Origin of the sequence: Aeromicrobium endophyticum (genome assembly GCF_003586285.1) — a bacterium.
GTDB lineage: Bacteria > Actinomycetota > Actinomycetes > Propionibacteriales > Nocardioidaceae > Aeromicrobium > Aeromicrobium endophyticum.
Map to the genome: position 1 here is coordinate 1,421,778 of NZ_QUBR01000002.1, position 25,522 is coordinate 1,447,299.

Annotated in this window: 19 protein-coding genes; 12 read left to right on the plus strand and 7 right to left on the minus strand. The window is 71.4% G+C overall.

Features of this window, described 5'->3' with window-relative positions; genetic code table 11:
* The first annotated feature begins 36 nt into the window (after positions 1 to 36).
* Positions 37 to 1,812, plus strand: coding sequence for an acetyl/propionyl/methylcrotonyl-CoA carboxylase subunit alpha (locus tag DX116_RS17475; protein ID WP_233556875.1), 1,776 nt, complete (start codon positions 37 to 39; stop codon positions 1,810 to 1,812).
* A 74-nt stretch (positions 1,813 to 1,886) separates the two neighbouring features.
* Here the strand turns inward: DX116_RS17475 and DX116_RS17480 are convergent, their stop codons facing one another.
* The 5 genes from DX116_RS17480 to DX116_RS17500 all read right to left on the minus strand — a co-directional run bounded on the left by DX116_RS17480 (position 1,887) and on the right by DX116_RS17500 (position 9,430).
* Positions 1,887 to 2,264 (minus strand): phage holin family protein, encoded by a 378-nt coding sequence (locus DX116_RS17480; RefSeq protein ID WP_119705457.1) that lies wholly within the window; start codon positions 2,262 to 2,264, stop codon positions 1,887 to 1,889.
* Positions 2,261 to 3,895 carry an N-acetylmuramoyl-L-alanine amidase gene (locus DX116_RS17485; protein ID WP_119705458.1) on the minus strand — a complete coding sequence of 545 codons (1,635 nt, stop codon included), beginning with the start codon at positions 3,893 to 3,895 and terminating at the stop codon, positions 2,261 to 2,263. Before DX116_RS17485 ends, DX116_RS17480 begins: the two co-directional genes overlap by 4 nt.
* Before the next feature lie 9 nt (positions 3,896 to 3,904).
* Entirely contained in the window at positions 3,905 to 7,072 is a 3,168-nt protein-coding gene (locus DX116_RS17490) for a SpoIID/LytB domain-containing protein (protein ID WP_119705459.1), read from the minus strand.
* Positions 7,073 to 7,254: 182 nt separating this feature from the next.
* Complete coding sequence (locus tag DX116_RS17495; RefSeq protein WP_119705460.1) at positions 7,255 to 8,625, minus strand: NAD(P)H-quinone dehydrogenase; 1,371 nt, start codon at positions 8,623 to 8,625, stop codon at positions 7,255 to 7,257.
* A gap of 148 nt (positions 8,626 to 8,773) precedes the next feature.
* Entirely contained in the window at positions 8,774 to 9,430 is a 657-nt protein-coding gene (locus DX116_RS17500; RefSeq protein WP_119705461.1) for a biliverdin-producing heme oxygenase, read from the minus strand.
* Between the two features lie 173 nt (positions 9,431 to 9,603).
* Between DX116_RS17500 and DX116_RS17505 the strand changes: the two genes are divergently transcribed.
* The 7 genes from DX116_RS17505 (at position 9,604) to DX116_RS17535 (ending at position 17,509) form a co-directional block, all read left to right on the plus strand.
* The gene (locus DX116_RS17505) at positions 9,604 to 10,713 is read left to right on the plus strand and encodes a heme/hemin ABC transporter substrate-binding protein (RefSeq protein WP_119705462.1); all 1,110 of its coding nucleotides are present in this window, start codon (positions 9,604 to 9,606) and stop codon (positions 10,711 to 10,713) included.
* Positions 10,710 to 11,810, plus strand: a complete 1,101-nt coding sequence (locus tag DX116_RS17510) for a FecCD family ABC transporter permease (RefSeq protein ID WP_119705463.1) — start codon at positions 10,710 to 10,712, stop codon at positions 11,808 to 11,810. The genes DX116_RS17505 and DX116_RS17510 overlap by 4 nt, the downstream gene beginning before the upstream one ends.
* Positions 11,807 to 12,637 (plus strand): heme ABC transporter ATP-binding protein, encoded by an 831-nt coding sequence (locus DX116_RS17515; protein ID WP_119705718.1) that lies wholly within the window; start codon positions 11,807 to 11,809, stop codon positions 12,635 to 12,637. Before DX116_RS17510 ends, DX116_RS17515 begins: the two co-directional genes overlap by 4 nt.
* Positions 12,616 to 13,752 carry a hypothetical protein gene (locus DX116_RS17520; RefSeq protein ID WP_199716115.1) on the plus strand — a complete coding sequence of 379 codons (1,137 nt, stop codon included), beginning with the start codon at positions 12,616 to 12,618 and terminating at the stop codon, positions 13,750 to 13,752. The genes DX116_RS17515 and DX116_RS17520 overlap by 22 nt, the downstream gene beginning before the upstream one ends.
* The gene (locus tag DX116_RS17525) at positions 13,742 to 15,103 is read left to right on the plus strand and encodes a hypothetical protein (RefSeq protein WP_119705464.1); all 1,362 of its coding nucleotides are present in this window, start codon (positions 13,742 to 13,744) and stop codon (positions 15,101 to 15,103) included. The genes DX116_RS17520 and DX116_RS17525 overlap by 11 nt, the downstream gene beginning before the upstream one ends.
* 2 nt (positions 15,104 to 15,105) lie before the next feature.
* Positions 15,106 to 16,389: an Ig-like domain repeat protein gene (locus DX116_RS17530; protein WP_119705465.1), complete on the plus strand. Its 1,284-nt coding sequence runs from the start codon at positions 15,106 to 15,108 to the stop codon at positions 16,387 to 16,389.
* Positions 16,390 to 16,450: 61 nt separating this feature from the next.
* Positions 16,451 to 17,509, plus strand: coding sequence for an HtaA domain-containing protein (locus tag DX116_RS17535; RefSeq protein ID WP_119705466.1), 1,059 nt, complete (start codon positions 16,451 to 16,453; stop codon positions 17,507 to 17,509).
* Positions 17,510 to 17,696: 187 nt separating this feature from the next.
* On the opposite strand, the gene DX116_RS17540 is transcribed toward DX116_RS17535, so the two are convergent.
* Positions 17,697 to 18,257 carry a TetR/AcrR family transcriptional regulator gene (locus DX116_RS17540; protein WP_119705467.1) on the minus strand — a complete coding sequence of 187 codons (561 nt, stop codon included), beginning with the start codon at positions 18,255 to 18,257 and terminating at the stop codon, positions 17,697 to 17,699.
* 18 nt (positions 18,258 to 18,275) lie between these two features.
* Between DX116_RS17540 and DX116_RS17545 the strand changes: the two genes are divergently transcribed.
* The 4 genes from DX116_RS17545 to DX116_RS17560 are packed head-to-tail and all read left to right on the plus strand — an operon-like array spanning position 18,276 to position 22,007.
* Entirely contained in the window at positions 18,276 to 19,067 is a 792-nt protein-coding gene (locus DX116_RS17545) for a purine-nucleoside phosphorylase (RefSeq protein WP_119705468.1), read from the plus strand.
* On the plus strand, positions 19,067 to 19,852 hold the full coding sequence (locus tag DX116_RS17550; RefSeq protein ID WP_119705469.1) for an NAD-dependent epimerase/dehydratase family protein: 786 nt from the start codon (positions 19,067 to 19,069) through the stop codon (positions 19,850 to 19,852). Before DX116_RS17545 ends, DX116_RS17550 begins: the two co-directional genes overlap by 1 nt.
* Positions 19,853 to 19,863: 11 nt before the next feature.
* Positions 19,864 to 21,498, plus strand: coding sequence for a phospho-sugar mutase (locus tag DX116_RS17555; protein ID WP_119705470.1), 1,635 nt, complete (start codon positions 19,864 to 19,866; stop codon positions 21,496 to 21,498).
* Positions 21,499 to 21,500: 2 nt separating this feature from the next.
* Positions 21,501 to 22,007, plus strand: a complete 507-nt coding sequence (locus DX116_RS17560; RefSeq protein WP_119705471.1) for a hypothetical protein — start codon at positions 21,501 to 21,503, stop codon at positions 22,005 to 22,007.
* An 84-nt stretch (positions 22,008 to 22,091) separates the two neighbouring features.
* Here DX116_RS17560 and DX116_RS17565 read toward each other — a convergent pair whose 3' ends face one another.
* Positions 22,092 to 25,424, minus strand: coding sequence for an ExeM/NucH family extracellular endonuclease (locus DX116_RS17565; protein ID WP_119705472.1), 3,333 nt, complete (start codon positions 25,422 to 25,424; stop codon positions 22,092 to 22,094).
* Positions 25,425 to 25,522: the final 98 nt, after the last annotated feature.

Consider the following 25,522-nt stretch of genomic DNA (forward strand, 5'->3'; position numbering starts at 1 on the left):
CTGCGGCAGGATTCCGTCGCACAAGGAGAAGACTCAGTGAGCAAGCCCCTGGCCAAGGTCCTGATCGCCAACCGCGGCGAGATCGCCGTCCGCGTCATCCGAGCCTGCAAGGACTCCGGCATCGGCAGCGTCGCGGTCTACGCCGAGCCCGATCGCGACGCCGTCTTCGTGCGCATCGCCGACGAGGCCTACTCGCTGGAGGGCTCGACGCCCGCCGAGTCGTACCTGTCGATCGAGAAGATCATCGACGTCGCGAAGCGCTCGGGCGCCGACAGCGTGCACCCCGGCTACGGCTTCCTGGCCGAGAACGCCGAGTTCGCCCAGGCCGTCATCGACGCCGGACTGATCTGGATCGGCCCCCCGCCGCACGCCATCGAGGCCCTCGGCGACAAGGCCAAGGCCAAGCACATCGCGCAGAAGGCCAACGCCCCCCTCGCGCCCGGCACCAAGGACGCGGTCAAGGACGCCAGCGAGGTCACTGCGTTCGCGCAGGAGAACGGCCTCCCGGTCGCGATCAAGGCCGTCTTCGGCGGCGGCGGTCGCGGCCTCAAGGTCGCCCGCACGATGGAGGAGATCCCCGAGCTGTACGAGTCGGCCGTGCGCGAGGCCGTCAGCGCCTTCGGTCGCGGCGAGTGCCTGGTCGAGAAGTTCCTCGACAAGCCGCGCCACGTCGAGACCCAGTGCCTGGCCGACAGCCACGGCAACGTCGTCGTGGTGTCGACCCGCGACTGCTCGCTGCAGCGTCGTCACCAGAAGCTCGTCGAGGAGGCGCCCGCGCCGAACCTCACCGACGACCAGATCGAGCGCCTCTACACCTCGTCCAAGGCGATCCTGACCGAGGCCGGCTACGTCGGCGCCGGCACGTGCGAGTTCCTCGTCGCCGCAGACGGCACGATCAGCTTCCTGGAGGTCAACACCCGCCTGCAGGTCGAGCACTGCGTCTCCGAGGAGGTCACGGGCCTCGACCTGGTGCGCGAGATGTTCCGCATCGCCGCGGGCGAGGAGCTCGGCTACGGCGATCCCGAGATCCGCGGCCACTCCATGGAGTTCCGCATCAACGCCGAGGACGGCGGACGCGGCTTCCTGCCCGCGCCCGGCACGCTGACCAAGTGGGCTCCCCCGTCGGGCCCCGGCGTCCGTCTCGACGGCGGCTACGAGGAGGGCGAGACGATCCCCGGAGCGTTCGACTCCCTCATCGCCAAGCTCATCATCACCGGCACGAGCCGCGAGCAGGTGCTGGCCCGCTCGCGTCGCGCCCTCGACGAATTCGTCGTCGACGGCATGCCGACCGTCATCCCGTTCCACCGCTCGGTCGTCGACGACCCCGCGTTCACCGCCGAGGGCGGTTCGTTCGACGTCTACACGACGTGGATCGAGACCGACTACGACAACCAGCTCGAGCCCTACTCGGGCGCGTCCGCCGATGCCGACGAGCCCGCCGAGCGCGAGCGCGTCGTGGTCGAGGTCGGCGGCAAGCGCGTCGAGGTCGTCCTGCCCGGCGGCCTGGGCGCATCGGCTGCCTCGGCCGGCGGCGCCAAGAAGACCAAGCGCAAGGCGGGCAAGGCCGCCGGCGCGGCCGCATCGGGCGACTCGCTCGTCGCGCCGATGCAGGGCACCGTCGTCAAGGTCACCGCCGCCGAGGGTCAGACCGTCGCCGCGGGCGATCAGATCATCGTCGTCGAGGCCATGAAGATGGAGCAGCCCATCAACGCCCACAAGGCCGGCGTCGTCACGGGCCTCACGGTCGAGGTCGGCGGACCCATCGGCTCGGGCGAGGTCGTCGCCGAGATCAAGGACGCCCCCGCCGAATAACCAGCCCAGAGATGCGGAGAACCGCACCTCTTTCCGGTCGGAAAGAGGTGCGGTTCTCCGCATGTCCAGGACGGTCAGCGGCGCTGTGCCACCGGGGCGACGTTGTCAACCTCGCCGAAGGCGACGCTCGCCGCCCAGACGATGAGCGTCACGCCCACCCAGGTGCCCCACCCGTCGATCGAGAAGCCGTCGCGCGGCACCGCGACCTCCGTCAGCACGAGCACCAGCAGCGTCAGCACCAGGCCGCCGGCGATCGTGTAGCCGCGCGCGAAGCGGTTGACGGTGCTCACCACGACGCCCCGCAGCACCATCGTCAGCACCGTGAACAGCACCACGGCGACGACGAACCAACCCAGCCGGACGTCGAAGCGGTCGAACACCCAGGCCGCGACGGCCAGGGACAGCGCGTTGGCCGCCGCGCAGATCGCGGCGGCCCGTGCCAGGGCGATCACTTCACGGACACCGTGATGCGACCGTTCGCCTCGAGGGTCAAGGTTCCCTTGCTGAAGTAGACGCGCTCACGTCCGCCCGAGATCTTGCGCTGCGTCTTGGTGGGCACGCCGAGCTTGCCCCTCAGCTCGCCGCGCGAGATGTACTTGTTCTCGAGACGTCCGTAGACGGCGACGGCGACGAGCGGCTTGTTCTTGCGCTTGACCCGGTAGATCGTGCCGTGGTGGAAGCGCTGCAGGCGCACCTGCGAACGCGCCGACGCCATCTGCGACGTCGTGGGCACGCCGAGGACGCCCGACTGGGCGCCGCGCGACTTGTAGCGCGACCGGACGACGTCCTTGACCGCGTACGTGCCGAAGCGCGACGAGATGATGTCGAGGTTGCGGTAGCGGGCCTTCGTGCCCTTGGGCGCGGTGTAGAACGGGTACTCGGCGGCGACCAGCGAGCCGGTCATCCCGGCGCCCAGCCTCGACGCCATCTGCGTGATCGGCGTCGACGAGCCGGCACCCGAGGCGACGCTCGCGCGCAGGCCGCCCGGCTCGCCGAGCCAGGCATACGCAGCCGCGCCCGGGCACTCCGTGCCGACGACGTCACGGTGTCCCGCGATGCGGTTGAGCGTCTTGCCGCCGAGCGAGTAGGTGCCGGTGGCCGGGATGCCCGCCAGACCGAAGCGCCAGCTGATCAGCTTGGCCACGGCCTCCTTGGTGGCCTGCGTCGGGGCGCTCTTGTCGAACGTCCCCATCATCGAGACGCCCATCGTGTAGGTGTTCACGGCTGCGTTGCCGGAGTGAGCGGCCCGGACGGCGCGGGTGATGCCGCCGTTGCGTCCCTCGAAGATCTGGCCGTACTTGTCGACCAGGAAGTTGTAGCCGATGTCGCACCACTTGCGCGACTTCATGTGATACGCCTGCGTGGCGCGCACGATCTGCGCCGACTGCGCCGCCGTGTACGAGTTGGTGCCCGCCGTGTGGTGGACGACGGCGCCCATGATGCCGCTGCTGACGGTCGGCGTGTCGCACTTGGTGTTGGGTGCGGCACCCCATCCCGAGCGCAGGATGATCGGGGGCTGCGCCGTGGCGGCGGCCGCCGTCACCGTGCCGGCCGACGACGTGCGGTAGACCGCGTTGCTCGCCGCCGCGGGGTCGCTCGGCGTCGCGCCCGCGTCGATCGTGTCGACCTTGAGGCCTGCAGGACGCAGACCGGTGGGGCTGGTCACCTTGACCGCCACGCCGTCGGCCGTGCCGACCCACAGGGGCTCGGTGCCGGGACGACCGCCCTCGGTGTCGTCGACGCCCTCGATGTGCAGCTCCTGCCAGGTGCCCCAGGTGCCGTTCGTGCGCATCCTGACCTCGACCACCATGCCGGTGGCGTCGAAGCCGCTGTCCCACGTCACGCCCACGAGACCGAAGTCGTCGGTGCCCCGGGCGGGCAGCTCGGCCACCAGGTCGGAGCCGTCGGCACTGGCCGCGGAGAGTGCCTGCGGTGCGGCGGGCACCGTCGTGCTCGACACGTCGGCTGCGCCGGCGGACGCCGGCGGAGCCACGATGTCGTCGGCCTGGGCCGAGCCTGTTGCGACGTACGTCATGGACGTGGCCAGCACGGCCCCGACGATCGCCCCCGAGATGAAACGCATGTGAAGAACCTAACTGCCGAAGCTGAACCAATTGGACTTGAGACCGAATGCCCACCGGGCGTCGTTGCCGCTGATCGTCACGCTCCGCGACGATCCCTGCAGCGTCACGCTGGCGACGCGGCCACCCCAGTCGCCGCCACCCGTGCGACGCGTGACGGTGAGTGACCTGAGCGTCCCGATCGACGGGTACGCCTTCTGGATCGTGCTCGCCGGAACGGAGATCGTCCAGGCGTGGTTGGGGTTGCCCGCCCAGCCGTCGTACGGATCGTCCCCGGCGACGAGGTAGGGCTGCGATCCTGCCGAGGTGCGCCCGCCCGAGGATGACGAGAACTGCGTCATCGCCGGCGCACCCTGGTAGGAGACGTACTGGCCCTTCGTCGCCCGGACCGCGGCATCGGTCGCCGCCGTCTCGCGCGAGGCACCTCCGTACACCTGGCACGCGGTGGTGCTGCAGATGTCGTAGTAGCGCGACGGGTTGAGGCTGCGCACGCCGTACGTCCGGGCCGCCACCGCTTGTGCCTTCAGCGCCTCGGGGGCCCAGCCGGCGGGCATCTCGGCGGCCACGACGCCGCGCACGTAGTGCTCGACCGGCAGCACGTTGACGGTGTCGCGCGCCGTCGACCCCTTCGACGGGACGGCCGAGCGGATCACCCCGCGGTACGCGACCGTGCCGCCGGGCAGCATCAGGCCGATGCGGGACGGACCCTCGAACTGGCCGTCACCGGTCCAGCGGATGCCCTTGTACGAGCGGTACTTCGTCGAGGTGCGGTACTGCAGCGTCGACTGGGTCTTCTTGGAGGAGACCCGCACGATCCGCCAGCTCTTGACCGCACGGCCGCCGATGCGGGTCGGCAGCGACTTGCGGTAGGACGTGCCGGTCTTGCGGAACTTCAGGCCCGAGGCGGCGCGGACGTCGACGGCGTCCGAGGTGTCCTGCGAGATCAGCACCCGGATCGAGCCACCGCGGGTGGCCAGCGTCGTGCCCGGGTAGTAGGTCGCCAGGATGCCGGCGTACGCCACGCCGGCGCGGGCGGCGCCCTGGGCGCCGTACTGGCTCATGCCGATGCCGTGCCCGTAGCCGTGACCCATCACCGTGATGGATCCCGATGCCGGCACGGTGACGCGGTCGGAGGCCGCCGGCGTCGTCGAGGCCGACGAGACCGAGGACGCCGACGACGCCGTGGACGCGAACGAGGCCGTGGAGACCGACGAGACGGACGACTGCTTGGTGCGCGAGCTCGAGCTCTTCAGGTTGAACCCCTTGAGCGACGAGTAGGCGCCCTTCGCACTGCCGTTGACGCCGCGGACCTTGGCGTACCAGTCGGTGTCGCGGGTCGGCTTCAGCTTCGACATCAGCGCGGTCGGCGACGTCACGCCGCGTGCGACGCGGTCGCACGACCGGTTGGTCTTGGTGGCGACCAGGCAGACCTCGTACGAGGTCGCCCCGGCCACGCCCGACCAGCGCAGGCGGGCCGACTTCTTGCCCGGCGTGACGCTGATGCGTCCGACCTTGGCCGGCTTGGCGGCCGGTGCCGGAGCGGCCTGTCCGCTGCCGGTGATCACGGCGCCGGCGGCGTTGTACGCGGTGGCCCGGCCCGTGGCGGCGGCTGTGAGGACGTAGCCCCCGTCGAAGTTCTGGCGGGTGCCGCCCGTGACGGCCACGGCCTCGCCGGCGGGGTAGCCGAGCACGCCGGTGCGCGAGCCCAGGCGGTCGTACTCGTCGCGCGCCGCACCCGAGATGGCGAAGACCGTCCCCGTGCCGGCGGCGCCCTTGGCGTAGAGATCGAGGTACTTGGCACGCAGGCGGCTGCCGGTCGAGGTCTGCGCCTCGCCGATGAAGATCGGCCCCGCGGTGGCCGAGCCGATCGCGGCGTAGCGCGACTTGACGGTGCTGGAGTAGCCCGCCATGTACGCCTCGACCCGGTCGCGCAGCCCGCCGGCCTCCGACAGCCACGCGTACCCGTAGCGTCCCGGGCACGCCGTGCTGAGCACGTCGCGGTGTCCCGCGATCATGTTGAGCGTCTTGCCGCCGATCGAGTAGGTGCCCTTGGCCTTGAGGTAGTTGGTGCCGAGGCGCCAGCCGATCAGCCTCACCATGGCGTCCTTGAGAGCCGGCGTGGGCTTGACCTCGTCGTAGTTGCCCATCATCGAGACGCCCATGGCGTACGTGTTGACCTCGGCGTTGCCCGAGTGGGCGGCGCGGATCGCACGGTCGATGCCGCCGCGGCGGCCCTCGAAGATCTGGCCGTACTTGTCGACCAGGAAGTTGTAGCCGAGGTCGCACCACTTGCGCGACTTCACGTGGTACGCCTGGGTCGCACGGACGATCTGCGCCGACTGGTCGGCGGTGTACGAGTTGGTACCCGCGGTGTGGTGCACCACGACGCCGCGAGTGCGGTCGCCGGCCGCCGGGGTGTCGCACGGCGTGCCGGGCTCGGCGCCCCAGGCGCTGCGGGAGATGATCGCCGGCTGCGGCGTGTACGACGGGGCGCCGTCGGCCGCGGTGGCCGCTGCGCCGAGCGACGCCGTGCCCAGCGAGGTCGTGCGCGAGGCGGCCGTGCCCAACGAGCTCGTGCTGAACGCTGCGGTGGCCGCAGAGGGAGACGAAGCGACGGTCGTGGACGCGGCACTCGTCGTACCGGTGCCGGTGCCGGCGTCGTCTGATCCCGGGTCGATCGTGTCGATGCGGACGCCTTGCAGCGCTCCCCCGGTGCTCGTGACCCGTGCGGCCACGCCGTCGGCGTCACCGACCCACAGGGGCTCGGTGCCGGGCCGGCCGCCCTCGCCGTCCTGCACCTCGAGGCCCAGCGGCGTCCAGGACGACCAGGTGCCGGCCGTGCGCGTGCGCACCTCGACCTGGACGCCCGTCGTCGGACCCGCGGTCCACGTCACGCCGACCATGCGGAAGTCGGACGTCGACGTCTTGGGCAGCTCGGCGACGAGATCGCTGCTCGCGCTGCCCGATGCCTCGGCGACCCCCACCACGCCCGGAACCGGGGTCGACGTGACCTCGGCGTCCGGCGCCGGCGTCGCGGCGGCAGCGTCGGTCGGTGCGACCGGCGACGTCGTCACGTCGGTGCCGGCGGCCTGCGCCGACGAGGGCGCGAGCAGGCCGGCCGCGACCACGAGCGTGATCGCGACAGCGGACGTGCGTCGAGCCGGGCTCCAGGAAAGCATGGGGGAAGTCCATTCCTGTGACTGTTGTGACTGGTGTGACCAGAGTGGTCGCCGGACGATTATGCCCACAGTTTTTCTTGAAATGCGACCGGAAATCGGCAATCGCGCGAACTACAAGCGTGTCATTCCTGCGGTTGCAGGCAGGACCGTCCCAGGACCTCGCCGGACTCTCCGGACGACCGTCAGTCGAGGCGGTGCAGACGCCGTGCCGCCTCGGCGACCGATCCCGACATCGACGGGTAGACCGTGAAGGCGTCGGCGACCTGGTCGACCGTCAAGGACGCCGACACCGCGAGCGACAGCGCGTGGATGAGCTCGCTGGCCCGAGGCCCGACGACGACTCCGCCCACGACGACACCCATCCCCCGGCGGCAGAAGATCTTGACGAAGCCGTCGTGGACGCCCTGCATCTTGGCCCGGGCGTTGGACGCGAGCGGCAGCATCGCGACGTCGATCTGCAGGTCGCTGTCCTCGACCTGCTTCTGCGACATGCCGACCGTGGCGATCTCGGGCGACGTGAAGACGTTGCTCGAGACCTTGTTGAGGTCGAGCGGGTGCACGGCGTCGCCCAGCAGGTGCGACATCGCGATCCGTCCCTGCTGCGCCGCGACCGAGGCCAGCATCAGCACGCCCGTGCAGTCGCCGGCGGCGTAGATGCCGCGGACGGTGGTGCGCGAGACGCGGTCGACCTTGATGAAGCCGGCATCGTCGAGCAGCACGCCGACCTCGTCGAGCCCGAGACCTGCCGTGTTCGGGATCGAGCCCAGCGCCAGCAGGCAGTGCGAGCCCTCGACCGTCCGGCCGTCGGTCAGCGTGACCAGCACGCCGGACGCGGTGCGCTCGACCGATGCCATGCGCGAGTTGCCCATGACCGTCATGCCGCGCCGCGTGAAGACGTCCTCGATGACGTTGGCGGCGTCGACGTCCTCGCCCGGCAGCACCCGGTCGCGGCTCGACACGAGCGTGACGGCCGCACCGAGACCGTTGTAGGCGCTGGCGAACTCCGCGCCGGTGACGCCGGAGCCGACCACGATCATGTGCTCGGGCAGCTCTTGCAGGGAGTAGACCTGCTCCCAGGTCAGGATGCGCTCGCCGTCGGGCTGGGCGGTCGGGCTGACACGCGGGTGGGCGCCGGTGGCGACGAGGATCGCGTCGGTCTCGATGACCTGCGATCCGTCGGCGGTGTCGACCCGCACCGATCCGGCGGTCTCGATCGTCGCGGTGCCGTCGATCATGACGACGTCGCTGAGCGCGAGACGGTGGGCGATGTCGTCGGACTGCGCCTGCGCCAGAGCCAGCACGCGCGAGTCGACGGCGGCCAGGTCGGCGCGGATCGACGCCGGCACCTGGACTCCGAGCTCGCCGGCCGTGCTGACGTCGGTGAGCAGGTCGGACGTCGCGATCAGCGTCTTGCTGGGGACGCAGTCGGTCAGGACGGTCGAGCCGCCGATGCCGTCACGCTCGACCAGCGTGACCTCCGCCCCTAGTCGCGAGGCGACCAGCGCCGCCTCGTAGCCTCCGGGTCCGCCGCCGACGATCGTCACATGAGCCACGGCCCCATCCTCCCGCACGGCACGGCCCGGAAGCCAATCGCCGACCCCGATGCCGAGGAGAGACTCGTGGTGGCCCGAGGAGAGACTGGCGGCGCGTCTCCGGCGCCGCGGAGTCTCTCCTCAGAGGTCCGTGAGTCCCTCCTCGACGTCAGGGGCGGCGGTAGGTGTCGAGGTGGGTGGTCATCTCGGCGAAGAGGCCGCCGTTGAGGGAGAACACCGTCTTGACCTCGTCGAGCACCCGCTCGCGCTCGGCGTGGTCGAGCGGCAGCGCGTCGAGCCGGGCACGGTAGGCGTCCTTGTAGAGCTTGGGCTTGGGGACGTGCTCGAAGGCGTAGAAGGCCGTGCCGACCCCGTCGACCAGGCCGAACTCGCGGGCGATGATGCGTCCGATCGCCTGGCCGCCCGAGAGGTCACCGAGGTAGCGCGTGTAGTGGTGCGCGACGAACAGGCCGCCCCACGACGCCGACTCGCGGATGCGCGCGACGTAGGCGTCGGCGGCCGGGCTGTCGACCGTCACGCGCCCCCAGTGGTCGAGGTCGGCGTCGATCGCGGCGAGCCGCTCGATGGCCGGGTCGATCACCGCGGACGCGAGAGGATCGGCGGCCAGCTCGGCCGCCGTGCCCTCGAGCGCCTCGTACACACGGCGGAGGAGACCGAGGAAGTGCGCGTAGCCGGCCGCGTCGATGCGGCCGGCGAGCAGCTCGGACATGAAGGTCGACCCCTCGGCCGCGGTGTGCTCGGCCTGCGAGCCCGAGCGCAGCAGGGCCGACAGGGACGCGTCCTGCGTCTCGGCGGTGATGGTCATGACGGCTCCTGGGTGACTGAGAGGGGTGGATCGATTATGACACATGGTCATCTTGATCTGACAATGTGTCATGACATACATCACACTATGGGTAGGCAACCCTCACTAATGTTAGCCTGCCCTTGCCACGCTGACGCAGGAAATGGCTCAGCGCCTCACCCCGAAGGATCCCCGTGCGCCGCCCTGCCCTCCCCACCGTCCGCCGCCTCGCCGCCCTCTCCCTCGCGACCGCCCTGATCGCGGCGTGCGGCGCCACGCCCGGCGGCACGGGTCACGGCGGCAGCTCGGACGTCGCCGCGGTCGACCTCGCGACCGCCAAGATCCTCCCCGACCCCAAGGCGTACGAGGGCGAGACGCACGCCTCTCTCGCCGACACGGCGATCGACCCGATCGCCACGTCGCCGAAGCAGTCCCTGCCGGTCACCGTCACCGACGCCCAGGGCACCAAGGTCACCATCACCGACACCAGCCGCATCCTGGCGCTCGACATCTACGGGACGCTCTCGCAGACCGTCTTCGAGCTCGGGCTCGGCGACCAGGTCGTCGGCCGCGACGTCTCGACCCAGTTCGACGAGGCCACGAAGCTGCCGCTCGTGACCAGCAACGGCCACGACCTAAACGCCGAGTCGATCCTGGCGCTCGACCCCACCGTGATCCTCACCGACACCTCGCTCGGGCCGTGGGACGTCATCCTGCAGATGCGCGACTCCGGCATCCCGGTCGTCGTCACCGACTCGAAGCGCAGCCTCGACAACGTGGCGTCGCTGACCCAGCAGGTCGCCGACGCCCTGGGCGTGCCGGCCGAGGGCAGGCAGCTGGGTCAGCGCATCGAGAAGGAGACCGACTCGACGCGGGCCGCCATCGCCGAGGTCGCGCCGAAGACCGTCCAGGACAAGCTGCGGACCGTCTTCCTGTACGTCCGCGGCCAGGCCGGCGTCTACTACATGTTCGGCGAGGGCTCGGGCGCCGACGGGCTGATCGACGCCCTGGGCGGCTACGACGTGACCAAGGAGATCGGCTGGAACGGCATGAAGCCGGTCAACGACGAGGCCATCATCGCCGCGCAGCCCGATCTGATCATCATGATGACCAAGGGCCTGGAGTCGGTCGGCGGCGTCGACGGGCTGCTCGACCGGCTGCCCGCGATCGCCAACACCCCCGCGGGCCAGCACCGCCGCATCGTCGACATGCAGGACAGCCAGGTGCTGAGCTTCGGCCCGCGCACGGCCGAGGTGCTCAACTCGCTGGCCGTGGCCATCTACGCCCCGGAGTCCGTGAGGTGACCGCGACCCTCCCGGCCCGCGCCGCGTCAGGCAGCGAGCAGCCGCCCGCACTCCCCCGCCGTCACGGCGCCCGCGCCACCGCGCTGTTCACCGTGCTGGGCGTGACGCTCGTGCTGCTGACGCTCTACGCGGCCGGCCGCGGGCAGCTCGCGATCCCCGCCCACGAGGTGTGGGGCTCGCTGATGCACCGCATCGGCCTCGACTGGGGCACCATGCCGACGCATCCGCAGGGCGACAACACCCTGTGGCAGGTGCGCTTCCCGCGGATCGCCCTGGCCGTCGTCGTGGGGGCAGCACTGTCGACGGCCGGCGCCCTGATGCAGGGCATCTTCGGCAACCCCCTGGCCGAGCCCAGCGTCGTCGGCGTCTCGACCGGAGCGGCCTTCGCCGCCGCCATCGTGATCGTCTTCCAGATCCAGCTCATCGGCACGTGGACGACGGCCCTGTTCGCCTTCGTCGGCGGCCTCATCACGACGCTGCTGGTCTACGCGCTCTCACGCGCCGACGGCCGCACCGAGGTCGTGACGCTCGTGCTGACCGGCATCGCGGTCAACGCGGTCTGCGCCTCCGGCCTCGCACTCATGATCTTCCTCGGCGACACGCAGGAGCGCGAGCAGATCGTGTTCTGGCAGCTCGGCAGCCTCAACGGGAGCCGCTGGGAGTACGTCGGCGTGGTCACGCCGCTGGTCGTCGTCGGGCTGGTCGGGGCGATGCTGATGGCCCGCCGGCTCGACGTGCTCGCCCTGGGCGACCGGGCGGCCCGCCACGTCGGCATCGACGTCGAGCGGCTGCGCCTGGTCGCGATCGTGCTGGTCGCGCTGCTGACCGCGGCGGCCGTCTCGTTCGCAGGCATCATCGCCTTCGTGGGCCTCGTCGTGCCCCACCTCATCCGGATGCTGGTCGGGCCGGGGCACCGCGTGCTCGTGCCGGCCAGCGCGCTCGCGGGTGCCGTGCTCCTGCTGGGCGCCGACCTCATCGCCCGCACGGCCATGACCGGCGCCGACCTGCCGATCGGCATGCTCACGTCGCTCGTCGGCGGGCCGTTCTTCTTCTGGCTGCTGCGGCGCACCCGCCGGACCGCGGGAGGGTGGGCATGAGCCACGGCGACCTGTGCTTGCGACTGACCGGCGTGTCCGCTCGGCTGGGCGGGCACCCGATCCTGCACGACGTCACCATGACCGTCGTGCCCGGCGAGCTCGTCGCGCTCGTGGGCCCCAACGGAGCCGGCAAGACCACGCTGCTGAGCGTCATGTCGGGCGACGTCGAGCCCGCGTCCGGGCGGGCCGAGCTGGACGGCATCGACCTGCACCGCTGGAAGGTGGCCGCGCTCGCTCGACGCCGGGCCGTGCTGCCCCAGGAGCAGCGCCTCGCGTTCGGCTTCCGTGCCGTCGACGTCGTGCGCATGGGCCGGGCTCCCTGGGCCCGGCGGCCCGAGGAGGACCTCGACGACGTCGTGGTGGCCGAGTCGATGCAGCGCACCGACGTCCTCGACCTGGCCGAGCGCTCGTTCCCGACCCTGTCGGGCGGCGAGAAGGCACGCACCTCGTTCGCGCGCGTGCTCGCGCAGCAGACCTCGCTGGTGCTGCTCGACGAGCCCACCGCCGCCCTCGACATCCGGCACCAGGAGCAGGTGCTGTCCGAGGCCCGGCAGCTGGCCGCCGAGGGTCATGCCGTGGTCGCGGTGCTGCACGACCTCACGGTCGCCGCCGCCCACGCCGATCGCGTCTGCGTGCTCGCCGGCGGCCGTCTGCAGGCCGACGGCGCGCCGCGCGACGTCCTGACACCCGACGTCCTCGGCGAGGTCTACGGCCATCCCGTCGACGTCATCGACCACCACGGACGCCTGGTCGTCCTGCCCCACCTGATCGACACCCGTCCCCGCTCCAGCACCGAGGAGGCAGCATGCGGATCCGCGCGCTCCTGATGATCACCGCTCTCACGGCCGGCGCCCTGCTCGTCCCCGCGCCCGCCCAGGCCGCGGCACGCGTCAGCGTCACGAACGCCCAGGGCTCCGCCACGGTCGACCCGAGCGGTGCCACCACCATCCGGGTCAGCGGCTCGGGCTTCCAGTCGATCAAGGGCGGCCATGGCGGCATCTACGTCTTCTTCGGCACCGTCAAGGGCACCTGGCAGCCCAGCAAGGGCGGCCAGGTCGGCAACAACTACAGCTATGTGCCTGACAGCGAGAGCAAGAACAACCAGGGCTACCAGCGGTTCGTGGCCTTTCCCGGCAGCGACACCGCCGACGCCGCCAACGGCGGGACGATCAAGGCCGACGGCACGTGGTCGACCGAGATGACCGTGCCCGGCGCACTGTTCAAGACCGTCGACCGCGCGGGCAGGTCGGTGACGATCGACTGCACCAAGGTCACCTGCGGCGTCATGACGATCGGCGCCCACGGGGTCAAGAACGCGAGGAACGAGACCTTCACGCCCGTGTCGTTCAAGGCCGCGGCGACCGGCCAGGCGCCCGCCGCGCAGCCGAGCACGGCGGCCCCCGCGACCGGCAGCGGTGCCGTCGCGGCCCCCTCGGCCCAGGCGCCCGCCCCGAGCCCGACGGCTCCGGTCACCAAGGCGGCCGACGCGGCCGCCGCCGTCGACCCCGGCACCGCGGTCGTGGGCCGTGTCCTGTCGTTCACCGGAGCCGGCTTCAGCCCGGGCGAGCAGGTCGTGGCGACCCTCGACGACGGACGCGCCGCGGTCGGCCCCCTCAGCGCGGGCCCGTCCGGCGAGATCGCCGGCGTCCTGCAGCTGCCGGCCGGCACCGCGGCGGGCACCCACGTGCTGCGCCTGACGGGGGCGGCCTCCGGCGCCACTCCGAAGGTCAACTTCCCGATCGCCGCCGATCCGGCCGCGGCGGCGGACGCCTCGGACGACGACGGACCGGCGGCCTGGCTGCCCTGGGCCTTCCTGGCCCTGGCCGTCATCGCCCTGCTGATCGCGGTGACGTTCGCGACGATGCGGGTGCGCGCGATCCGCCGCACGCGCAGGTCGTCGGTCGACGCCGCACCGACGGCAGGAGCAGCCCATGCGGTCTGAGATCCGCACCGCCCTGGCGGTGCTCGTCACCTCCGCCGTGCTCCTGGGCTCGGCCACGATGGCGCTGGCCGCCGATGGCGATCCCGGTACGCCCGGCCCGATCGCGTCGGAGCCCGCCAGCCCCTCCACGTCGGCCCCTACCTCCGAGCCGACGCCCTCGCCATCGTCCGAGCCGACAGACGCCCCGACGTCCGAGCCGACAGACACGCCGACGACTCCTGCGCCGACCACCCCACCGGTACCGACCGGCGCGTTCTCCGTCTCCGATGCGCAGCTGCGCTGGGGGCTCAACGACGAGTCCAACAACAAGGCCTTCGCGCCCGGCACGTTCAACTTCTTCTCGGCCGGCAAGATCGCCGACCCGGGCAAGGGCAACACCAAGCTCACGTCGGCGGGCTGGAAGCAGACCGACGGACACGTCGCCATCAAGAAGTACCTGAAGGGCTCCTGGACGCCGGCGACGTGGGCGGGGCTGCAGACCGACACCGAGGGCAGGACCATGACCAGCACCAACGGCCCGTTCAGCGGTCACGAGGTCGTCATCGGCGGCGGTACCGGCACGGTCGATCCGACGAAGGGGTCGGCGACGATCCGGTGGAGCGGCTCGTTCACGGTGCTCTACTACTCGGGCTACAGCTTCTTCTACGTGACCGATCCGCAGCTCACCGTCGCGAACGGCATCGGCACCCTCACCGCCACGCTCAGCGGCTACGGCTCGTCGATGGACGACCTCTCACAGTGGAAACCGGTCGCGCCCCAGCCCGGCGTCGTCCTCGCCGACCTCCGCACAGTCGATCTCTCGGCTGACCTCGGGTTCTCGGTGACCCCCGAATACAGGGGAGTCGACGCCCCTGAAGGCTCCGTCCAGACCAAGAGCTCGCCCGACTGGGGGTCGTTCCCGAAGACGTTCGTCGCCTTCCAGAACGCGTCCGGCACCGGCTCGTACTGGTACTCCAGCGGCGGCGCCGCCGACGCCCACAAGGTCGCCAAGCCGGTGACCGTCAGCTACGCCGCGGGCTCACCCCTCACGGTCAAGCCGCCGGTCACTCAGCGCAAGAAGTCGTCCGGCTCGGGCCCCGGCGCCGACCGTCCGCTGGCCCAGCCCGTGCAGCCGGCCACCGCGCCCGCGTCGCCGCTTGCGCTGCCTGCCCCGGTGGCCCCCGAGGCGGTGCTGGGCGCCGCGCCGGTGCTCCAGACCCGGCCCGTCTCGGCCGTCCACGGACTGCGAGCCGCTCCCGACCGGTCGACCGACACCACCGGCGTCTGGATCCTCGGCGGTGCTCTGCTCGCCGCCTCCGCCCTCGTGGGCGTCGCACCCTTCGTCTACTCCGCCACCCGAACCGAAAGGTAGTCATGTCCCTCACCACTCGAACCCGTCGCGGGCTCGCTGGCGCGATCGCGACCGTCCTCGCCTCCAGCGGTCTCATCGCCCTCGCCTCACCCTCGCAGGCGGCCCCGCAGGACGTCACCGACGCCTCGCTGGTCTGGAACCTCAACGACGAGCAGGGCGGTGGCGCATTCGCCGGCGGCTGCAACTTCTTGTCGGCCGGCACGGCCGGCAACACCCAGTCGAGCCGGATGTGGACCGCCGCCGACGGCTTCTACAAGGCCATCGACGGCAACGTCCGCATCGAGAAGCCCGGACGGACGAGCCCGTGGGTCACCCCCATCTGGCAAACCAAGTGCCTCGACAGGAACGGCACGGCCGTCTCGGCGTCGAACGCCGCATCGAAGACCGAGAACCGCGTTCGTCTCTCCGCCGGAACGGGCTCCTTCGACGCTTCGGACGGATCGGGCACGATCAGCTGGACGGGCTCCTTCACCTCGGCGTTCTACGGCGGCATGACCTACTGGACGGCGACCAACCCGAAGCTGGTCGTCCTTCCGAACGACACCGCGACGCTGACGGCCGACCTGAGCGGCTACGGCGCCGCCTCCAGCCAGGACCCGGGCGCCGACCCCACCAAATGGGAGACGCTCGCACCCCGCACCGTCACGCTGGCCACGTTCACCGAGGCCAACATCACCGCGAACGGCTTCACGGGCACGACCGCCTACCGGGGCGTGCCGGTCGAGACCGGCACCGGCACCGCGCAGAACACGACCGTCTCCGGCTGGGGCTCGTTCCCCCAGCAGTTCGTCGACTTCCAGAAGCAGACCGGCCAGTCGTCCTACTGGTACAGCTCGGGCGGTCCGCGTGACGCAGCCAAGCCGGCAGGCCCGGTCTCCGTCACCTTCGGCACCCCGGAGCCCCTGCCGGCCGACACCGCGCCGATCGTCGTCACCCCCACGCCGACCCCGACGCCCGCTCCCGCTCCGGCGCCCGCGCCGGCGGTCAAGGCCGGCACAGCCAAGCCCGTCGTCAAGGTCTCGAAGCGCCCGACGAGCAAGAAGGCAGGCAAGGCGACGATCACCGTGAGGTCCACGGCATCGGGCACCAAGCCGTCCGGTCGGGCCCGGGTGACGATCACGAAGGGCAAGAGCAAGAAGACCGTCACGGTGACCATCAAGAACGGCAAGGCCACGGTCAAGCTTCCCAAGCTCAAGAAGGGGACCTGGAAGCTGCGCATCGCCTACGCCGGCAGCACGACGCAGGCCCCCGCGACGTCCAAGACCTACAAGGTCAAGTCCTCCTAGGTCGCGACTCCCTGATTTCCCCCCACCCCGGTCACCCGCCGGGCTTCCTGAAAGGCACCACATGTCCATCACCATCGCGCGGCGCGCCGCAGCCGGCCTCGTCTCCGCGGCCGTCGTCACGTCGGGGCTCGCCCTGGCCGCCCCGGCTCAGGCCGCAGACGTCGCCACACCGTCGCTGACCTGGAAGATCTCGAGCTATGCCGCCGTCGAGGGCGACCGCGGCCAGCTCGCCGACCACTCCGTCGCAGGAGGGGCCGTCGAGACGGACCGCACCGTGACGTTCCCGAACGGCGTCGGCTCGGTCGACCCGACGACCGGCATCGCCTCGGTGACCTACGCCGGCTCCATCACGATGGGCGGCCACGACCAGTACGCCATCACGATCGCCAAGCCGACGGTGTCGGTCGACGCGGCCGGCAAGGGAACCATCTCCGCCGACGTGTCGTGGACGCTCAGCGTGCCCACCCCCACCGCTGGTGGCCCCACCCGCGTCAACCTCACGACGTTCGACACCGCCGCTGCCGGCGCCGACTGGACGACCAGCGGCGCCCTGCGCTCACTGACCAAGACGCCCCGATGGGCCGGCGTGCAGACGCCGTTCACCGACACCGCGGCGTCGGACGCAGCGGGATACGGCACCACCGCCGGTCGGCCGACCGAGGGCAAGAGCTGGGACCCGGCCTTCGTCGCCCTGCTCAAGCCGTCCGGAGCAGGCGCGTTCTTCTACCAGACGTCGAACACCAACGACACCAAGGCGCCGTCGCCGTTCACGGCGACCGCCGAGGCCAAGATCGCCCCGAAGCCGGCCGCCAAGCCGGTCAAGATCGCGTCGATCAAGCGCGTCAGCACCACGAAGCCGACGACCAGGAAGACCGGCACGACCACTGTCACCGTGACGTCGTCGACCGGCGCCGCCGTCACCGGCCAGGTCAAGGTCACGTTCAAGCAGAAGGGCCAGAAGACCAAGACGAAGACCGCCTACCTGTCGGCCGGCACGCGCGTCCTCACGGTCCCGAAGCTCGCCAGGGGCAAGTGGACGGTCTCCGTCAAGTACCTCGGCAACGCGGCCTTCGCGCGCACCGCCACGGTCGACGCCGGAGCGTTCCGCGTCATCAAGTAACACCAACGCACGCAGCGGCCCGACCACGACGACGTGGTCGGGCCGTCGTGCGTCCGACGGCCACCCGAGTGGCGCGAACCGGGTCGCGAGTGGCGCAGTCCTGCGCGACACGCCGTCCCAGAATCGCGGAACTGCGCCACTCGCGGGGCGGGCGGGGGTGGGCGGCGCTGGCGGGCGGCGGGCGGGGTCAGGCGCCGAGGGCACGCAGGACGTACTGCTCGACCGCGGTGGGGGTGGCGCGACGCGTGGCCAGCGACGAGTGCACCAGGGCCATCGTCGAGGCGACGTCGTCGATCGCGAACTCCCCCGCCGCGATCCCGTCGTCGATGATCGTGCGGAGCACCGACTCGACCGCCACGACGTGCTCGCGGATCTCGGCGATCGACTCGCGCGACAGCATCGCGTACAGCTCGGGCCCGAAGCCGAAGTGGAACTCGTCCGACGAGCTGACGTGCTCGCGGATGTAGATGCGCATCGCGTCGGCCGGCCCCGTGGCACCCGCGAGCGCCTGGCCGAGCCGGTCGAGGTAGCGGTCGGTCTCGGCGCTCGCGAACGCGACGACGACGGCGTCCTTGTCGGCGAAGTGGTTGTAGATCGCGGTGCGACCGATGCCGGCCTGCGCGGCCAGGTCGGCCATCGACAGGGCGTCGAACGACCGCTCCGCCAGCAGCGACGTGAGGGCGTCGAAGACCCGGCGGCGGGTCTGCTCGCGGTGCTGCTCGAGCGAGCCACCAATGATCTTCGGCATTGTCGTAATGTACGGCAGGTGACCTCCTCCGAACTTGCCCGACAGGCCGCCGACGCCCTCCGTGAACGCACCGGCGGTGGCGATCACGACATCGCTCTCGTGATGGGGTCCGGATGGCTGCCTGCCGCCGACGCGCTGGGCACGGCCGAGCACGAGGTCCCCCTCGCCGAGCTGCCCGGCTTCAGCGCCCCCGCCGTCCAAGGCCATGGCGGCACCGTCCGCTCGGTGCGACTCGGCGACAAGCGCCTGCTGATCTTCCTCGGCCGCACGCACTTCTACGAGGGCAAGGGCGTGGCCGCCGTCGTGCACGGCGTGCGCACCGCCGCCGCTGCCGGCGTCAAGACCCTCGTGCTCACCAACGGCTGCGGCGGGCTCAACCCGGCCTGGTCGCCCGGCACCCCGGTGCTGATCAGCGACCACATCAACATGACCGCCACCTCGCCGCTCGAGGGAGCGCACTTCGTCGACCTCACCGACCTGTACTCCAGCCGTCTCCGCGCACTGTGCAAGCAGGCCGACCCCAGCCTCGACGAGGGCGTCTACGTGCAGCTTCCGGGGCCCCACTACGAGACGCCCGCCGAGATCGGCATGGTCCGCGCCATCGGCGGCGACCTGGTCGGCATGTCCACGACGCTCGAGGCCATCGCCGCCCGCGCCGCGGGCCTGGAGGTGCTCGGCATCTCGCTGGTCACCAACGCCGCGGCCGGCATGACCGGCGAGCCCCTCAACCACGAGGAGGTGCTCGAGGCCGGACGGTCGGCGGCCACCCGCATGGGCAGCCTCCTCGGCGACATCCTGCCGCGCATCTGATGAAGGTGCTCGTCACGGGTGCCGCGGGCTCGATCGGTCGCGCGCTCGGACGTGGGCTGCCCGGCCTCGGGCACGAGCTGCGCGGCCTCGACCTCGTGAGCGAGCCCGCGGCGGGCTACGAGCACGACTGGGTCGTCGGCGACTGCCTCGACCCGAGCACCGCCGATGCCGCCGTCCAGGGTGTCGACGCGGTGGTGCACCTCGCGGGCAATCCCGACGAGGACTCGCTGCCCGCGGCCCTCGAGTCGCACGTGCACACCACCGCCCGTCTGCTCGAGGCGATGCTCGCGCACGGTGTCGGGCGCATCGCCTACGCCAGCAGCAACCACGCGGTCGGGCGCACGCCCAGCGGCAGCGAGCTCACGACGGCGGTCCGGCCTCGGCCCGACACGTTCTACGGCACCGCGAAGGTCGCCGCCGAGGCTCTGCTGAGCCTCTACGTCGACCGCTTCGACCTCGGTGCCGTGGCGATGCGCATCGGCACGTTCGCCGACGCCCCCGAGACCGTCCGACAGCTCTCGACCTGGCTCTCGCCCGACGACGCGGTGCGGATGGTCGACGCCGCGATCAACCATCCTGCTCCGGGGTACACGGTCGTCAACGGCATCAGTGCCAACACCCGGGGCTGGTGGGACCTCACGCCCGGCCGGTCGATCGGCTTCGACCCCCAGGACGACGCCGAGGGCTACGCCACGTCGATCCAGACCCGCCCCGAGGACGACGTGGAGAACGCCTTCGTCGGCGGTCCGCACGTGACGTCCGACTTTGTCCGATCCGCCTTCTGAAGGGACCCACCGTGACCGACGACCTCCTCACCCGAGCGCAGGACTGGCTGAGCCAGGACCCCGACCCGGTCACGCGCGACGAGCTCCAGGCGCTCATCGACGCGGGCGACACCGACGCCCTGCAGGACCGCTTCTCGCAGCGTCTGCAGTTCGGCACCGCCGGGCTCCGCGGCGCGCTGGGCGCAGGTCCCAACCGCATGAACCGCGTGATCGTCGCGCAGGCCGCGGCCGGGCTGGCCGCCTACCTGCTCGAGCACGGCACGCGCGGCGACACCGGCAGGCCGAGCGTCGTGGTCGGCTACGACGCCCGCCACAACTCCGACGTGTTCGCCCGTGACACGGCCGAGATCATGGAGGCCGCCGGCGTGCACGCCTTCCTTCTGCCGACCCACCTGCCGACGCCCGTGCTGGCCTTCGCGATCCGCCACCTCGGGTGCAGCGCCGGCGTCATGGTCACGGCCTCGCACAACCCGCCGGAGGACAACGGCTACAAGGTCTACCTCGACGACTCGAGCCAGATCGTGCCGCCCGCCGACGCCGACATCTCGGCGGCGATCGACGCCGTCGGCCGGGTCGACCAGATGCCCCGCAGCGACGCCTACGAGGTGCTGGGCGACGACGTCGCGCGCGCCTACGTCGACGCGGTCGTCGCCCTGCCCGGCGACGGCCCCCGCGACGTCGTGGCGGTCTACACGCCGATGCACGGCGTGGGTCGCGACACCCTCGTCGAGGCGGTGGCGCGCATCGGGTTCCCGCCGCTGCACGTCGTCCGCGAGCAGGGCGACCCCGATCCAGACTTCCCGACCGTCGCCTTCCCCAACCCCGAGGAGCCCGGCGCGATGGACCTCGCGCTCAAGCTGGCATCCGAGGTCGCGGCCGACGTCATCGTCGCCAACGACCCCGACGCCGACCGGTGCGCCGTCGGCGTCCGCGAGGGCGAGTCGTACCGCATGCTGACGGGCGACCAGGTCGGTGTACTGCTGGCCGACTTCCTGCTGCGCCGCGGTGTCGAGGGCACGTACGGATCGTCGATCGTGTCGTCCGACCTGCTCGGTCGCCAGGCTGCGGCCTTCGGACAGCCGTGGGAGCAGACGCTGACCGGCTTCAAGTGGCTCGGCAAGATCCCGACGCTGGTCTTCGGCTACGAGGAGGCACTGGGCTACAGCGTCGCGCCCGACATCGCGCGCGACAAGGACGGCGTCTCGGCGATCGTCACGGTGCTCGAGATGGCCGCCGAGCTCAAGGCCGAGGGTCGTTCGCTGCTCGACCGGCTCGACGACATCTACCGCGAGCACGGCCTGCACGGCACCGGTCAGCTGTCGGTGCGGGTCGACGACCTGTCGATCATCGCCCGGGCCATGGACGTCCTGCGCACGTCGCCGCCGACCGAGCTCGCCGGACTCGCCGTGACGTCGGTCGACGACCTCGCGAGCGGCTACCACGGGCTGCCCCCCACCGACGGCATCCGGCTCGGGCTCGACGGTGGGGCCCGCATCATCGCGCGGCCGTCGGGCACCGAGCCCAAGCTGAAGTGCTACATCGAGGTCGTCATCGAGGTGACCGACTCGATCGAGGTGGCACGCCACGCCGCCGACGAGCAGCTCGCCGGCATCAAGGCCGATCTCGCCGAGACCCTCGGCCTCTGAGGGTGGGCACGTCCCAGCGGCGCTACGTCCTCGCCGGAGGGCTCGTGGTGGTCGCGGTGGCGCTCGGCGCGATCTTCGGGCTCGTGGTCTCGCGCGCGATCGCCGGCTACGACATCACGCCCGTCGCCGACCCCACCAGCGCGTCCGTCACGGTCGGCGACCGTCCGCTCGCGGTGTGGGTGCGGCCGTCGACCGCGACGACCTACTGCACGTCGCGGCAGGTCGGCTCCGGGCGGGAATCGCTCTCGTCGGGACGGGCCTCGCTGTCGGTGACGACAGGCGGCGGCTCGTGGAAGCGGGTCGGCGTCGTCGAGGGGCGCTCCGGATCGAAGCACCGGCTCTCGTGCACCGCTGAGTCGAGGCTCGCGATCGGGACGGCCGACAACCCTCGGCTGACGCGCTACGTCGTGCTCGGCGTGGCACTGGGCGGCACCGCCGTGCTGCTCGTGCTGACCGCGTTCACCCTCGCCCTGGTGACGGCGCTGCGCCGCAGGCCCACGACCGGCTGACCCGCTCCTTCTGGGCCGGTGACCTGGCGACCTGTCAGCGGCCCGGATACGTCGCTGGCTCACCGCCAGATGCGGCGTGAACCGCTACCGCCGCCGCACCTTCACGGTGAACGACGTCGACGAGCCCTCCGCGACGGCGTTGCCCGCGTACGTCACCGTCACCTTCTTGCGAGGACCGGACGTCGAGAAAGTGCCGAGACGTACGCGAGCCTTGCCGTCCCTGACCGTCCCGGTCGACGTCCTGCCGCCGGCTCGGACGGTCACGGTGCCGCCGTCGACCACGAAGCCGCTGCCCTTGACCGACACCGTCACGAACGGCTTGGTGCGCCCGCGGACGATCGTCGACGGCTTGATCGCGATCTTCCTGGTCACGGTCGCAGCCTTGCCCACCGTCACCGACGTCGTCGTCGAGGTCGGGTCGAACGACTGGCTGCCGGCGTAGTGCACCGTCAGGGGCGTGGTGCCGACCGGGAGCGTGCTCGAGAGCGAGATGGTGGCCGTGCCGGCCGACATCAGACCCATCCCGACCAGCTGTCCGCCTGCCTCGACGTACACCACGCCCGCGGCCCCCGGCGCGCCCGTCACGGTGAGCAGGGCGCCGCGTCCGTAGGTGCCGGGCGTGACCGAGGCGGTCAGACCCGCGACGGCCCTCAGCACGGTCGTCGTCGCCGATGCGCTCGACGAGGCATGCGTCGCATCGCCCGCATAGGCGACGGTCAGCTCGTGGGTCCCGATGCCGAGGCCCCGCACCGTGAGCGTCGCGGCCCCAGCCGTCAGCTCGCCCGAGGCGAGCACCCGTCCATCGTCCGACACCGTCACCGGCCCCGTCGGAGTCGTTCCGTCGCCGGTCACCGAGACCTTCACGGTCAGGTCCTCGCCGTCGCGGATCGAGCGGCGGGTGTCGATCGCGGTGGACGTGCTCTCACCCTGCTCGGCGTCGAAGCCGATGATCTCGGGATCGTGGTCGCTGGCCCTGAACGGCGTCGTGCCGTCGAACAGGTCGACCGAGTTGTAGTTGTAGCGGCTGTACTCGCGCCCCGGCGACTCGTACGCGTTGATGTTCCAGACATCCGCGCCGGTGACGTCGGAGTACGCGGCCGGCGAGGCGAACACGTGGTCGAGCGAGCCGACCTGCCCCTCGAACTGGTACGTCTCCTTGTCGGTCTTCTGCGCCGTGATGTTGACGAAGCCGGCCTTCTCGATGATGTCGACCGGGTCCTCCTTGTCGTACGAGTTGAAGTCGCCGGTCAGGAAGAGCCGGTCGGTGCCCGCGTCCTGCGCGAACGTGTCGGCGAAGCTGACCAGGGCCGTGGCCTGCGCCTTGCGCGACGCGTTGGAGCCGCTCTGCCCGTCCTTCTGGTCGGCGTCGAGGCCCGAGCCGGGCGACTTGGACTTGAAGTGGTTGACGATGACCGCGAACGTCGAGGCACCCGAGCCACCGGCGACCTTGAACGCCTGGGCCAAGGGCTCGCGGGCGTTGTCGAACGCCGAGCTGCCGACCAGGATCTTCGGCGCACCGACGGTCTGCACCGCGGCCGGCTGGTAGATGAAGGCCGTGCGGATGACGTCCTCACCCGTCGGCACCTGCGCCGGGCTCGGGACGAACGCCCACGTGCCTGCTCCGGCCTCAGCGTTGAGCGCCTCGACCAGCGCGCTGAGGGCCGTGTCGCGCGGACGCCCCAGGGTCGCGGAGTTCTCGACCTCCTCGAGCGAGACGACGTCGGCCCCGAGCCGGTTGATCGCCGTGACGATCTTGGCCTGCTGGCGGGCCAGGCTGGCGTCCGTGGCGGCCCCGCGCGGCCCGGGACCGCAGTCGTCGACGGCGATCGGGGTGCCGGCGCGGTCGCGGAAGAACTCGCACGTCGTGCCGGGCTGGGCGTCGTAGGCCTCGCCCGTGAGGGTGAAGTAGTTGAGGACGTTGAAGGTGCCGATCTTCACGCCTCCGCCGACGTCGACCGGCCGGGCGGGCCTCGAGCCCGAGAAGGTCGCGGTCTCCTGACCCGCCACCATGCGACCGGTCGGCTGCAGGCGCCACAGGCTGCGGCGGAAGTCGAGCACGACGGGCTCGGTCACCGTCGCCGTGTCGCCGACACGCACCTGGTTGTCCTTGGTCAGCCACGGCAGGTCGACGTCCTTGTCGGCCGTGAAGCGGTCGACGTCGGCACCGTCGTCGAGCGTGATCAGCCGGGCCTGGTTGCTGGCCTGGAGCGCGGCCGCCTCGGCTCCGGGCGACACCACGTTGGTGGGCGAGTCGAGCGGCTTCGTCCCGTCGACCAGACCGATGTCGCCGAAGCGGTCGGTCGTGTAGTTGTTGGTGACGGTGTACGTGCCCCGCACGTCGAGCAGCATCCCCTCGAGCGACTCGCGCTGGGCCGTTGTCAGGGGGAACGTGACCGTCGCCGGCTCGACAGGGTCGTGCTGCTGTCCGTCGATGACGGACCAACCGCCGGTGGGCGTCGCGATCTGCGTCAGCCCGAACGACTCCGACACGATGCCGGTGACCGAGACGAAGTCGCCCGTGGTCACGTTCTTCGCGAAGGCCGCCGACGACACGAAGACCCCGTCGGACGCCGTGTGGCCGGCGATGTCGACGTCGCCCGTGCCCTCGGTCTGGATGTAGGCGCCGTCGAAGCCGCCCGACGCGTAGGAGGCCGTCACGACGCCCTCGACCGTCACGTTCGTGCCGACGAGCGGGCTGGTGGTGCCGGTGCCCTGCACCTCGGCGATGGTCTTGACCACCGGGTCGGCCGGGGTGTCGTCGAGGGCACACGCCTCCCCGCAGGCCAGCGGCGTGGGCGGCGACAGCGGCGCGAAGTCTGCGGCGTTGTCGTCGGTGTCGATGCCACCGGCTGCGCGCGCGAGCGATGCCGTCAGGCCGTACCCGCCGGCGGGCTCGGCCGTCTTCTCGAAGGTGTCGCCCGTGCCGTAGCCGACCAGGTCGACCAGGTCGGTGTCGGCGAGCATCGCCGTCGGGCTCGCGCTGTCGAGCGCGGAGGTCGACCTGGCGAGGGCGACCACTCCCCCGGCACTGCCGCTCGGGTTGATCGTCGACTCGACGTCGAAGGCCGGCAGCGGCTGGCCCCCGGCGCCGTTGCTGGCGCCCTTGACGAGCAGCGTGCCGCCGGGCTGGATCGTCCGGTCGCCCAGCTCGGCGATGTTGGTCGCCGTGATCGTCGTGCTCGTGGCCGCCTTGTACTGCACCGACCAGCCCGACAGGTCGACCGGATCGGTCGACGGGTTGTACAGCTCGACGAACTTGTTCGTGTAGCTGGCGCCCGACGAGCCGCCGTTGAGGTAGACCTCGTTGATGACGACGCCACCGGCGGCGGCCGAGGCCGGGCCTGACGGCAGGGCCACGAGCGAGGCAGCGGACACGGCCGCGGCGGCCGCCCAACGGATGACGATCGACTTCTTCATGTGGTCCCCGAGTTCATGGTGGAAGCGGTGCGGTGGACGTGCTGGAGGTCGTGCGGGACGCGGCCAGGCCCGGGGCGATCAGCTGATCGCCGTCACCC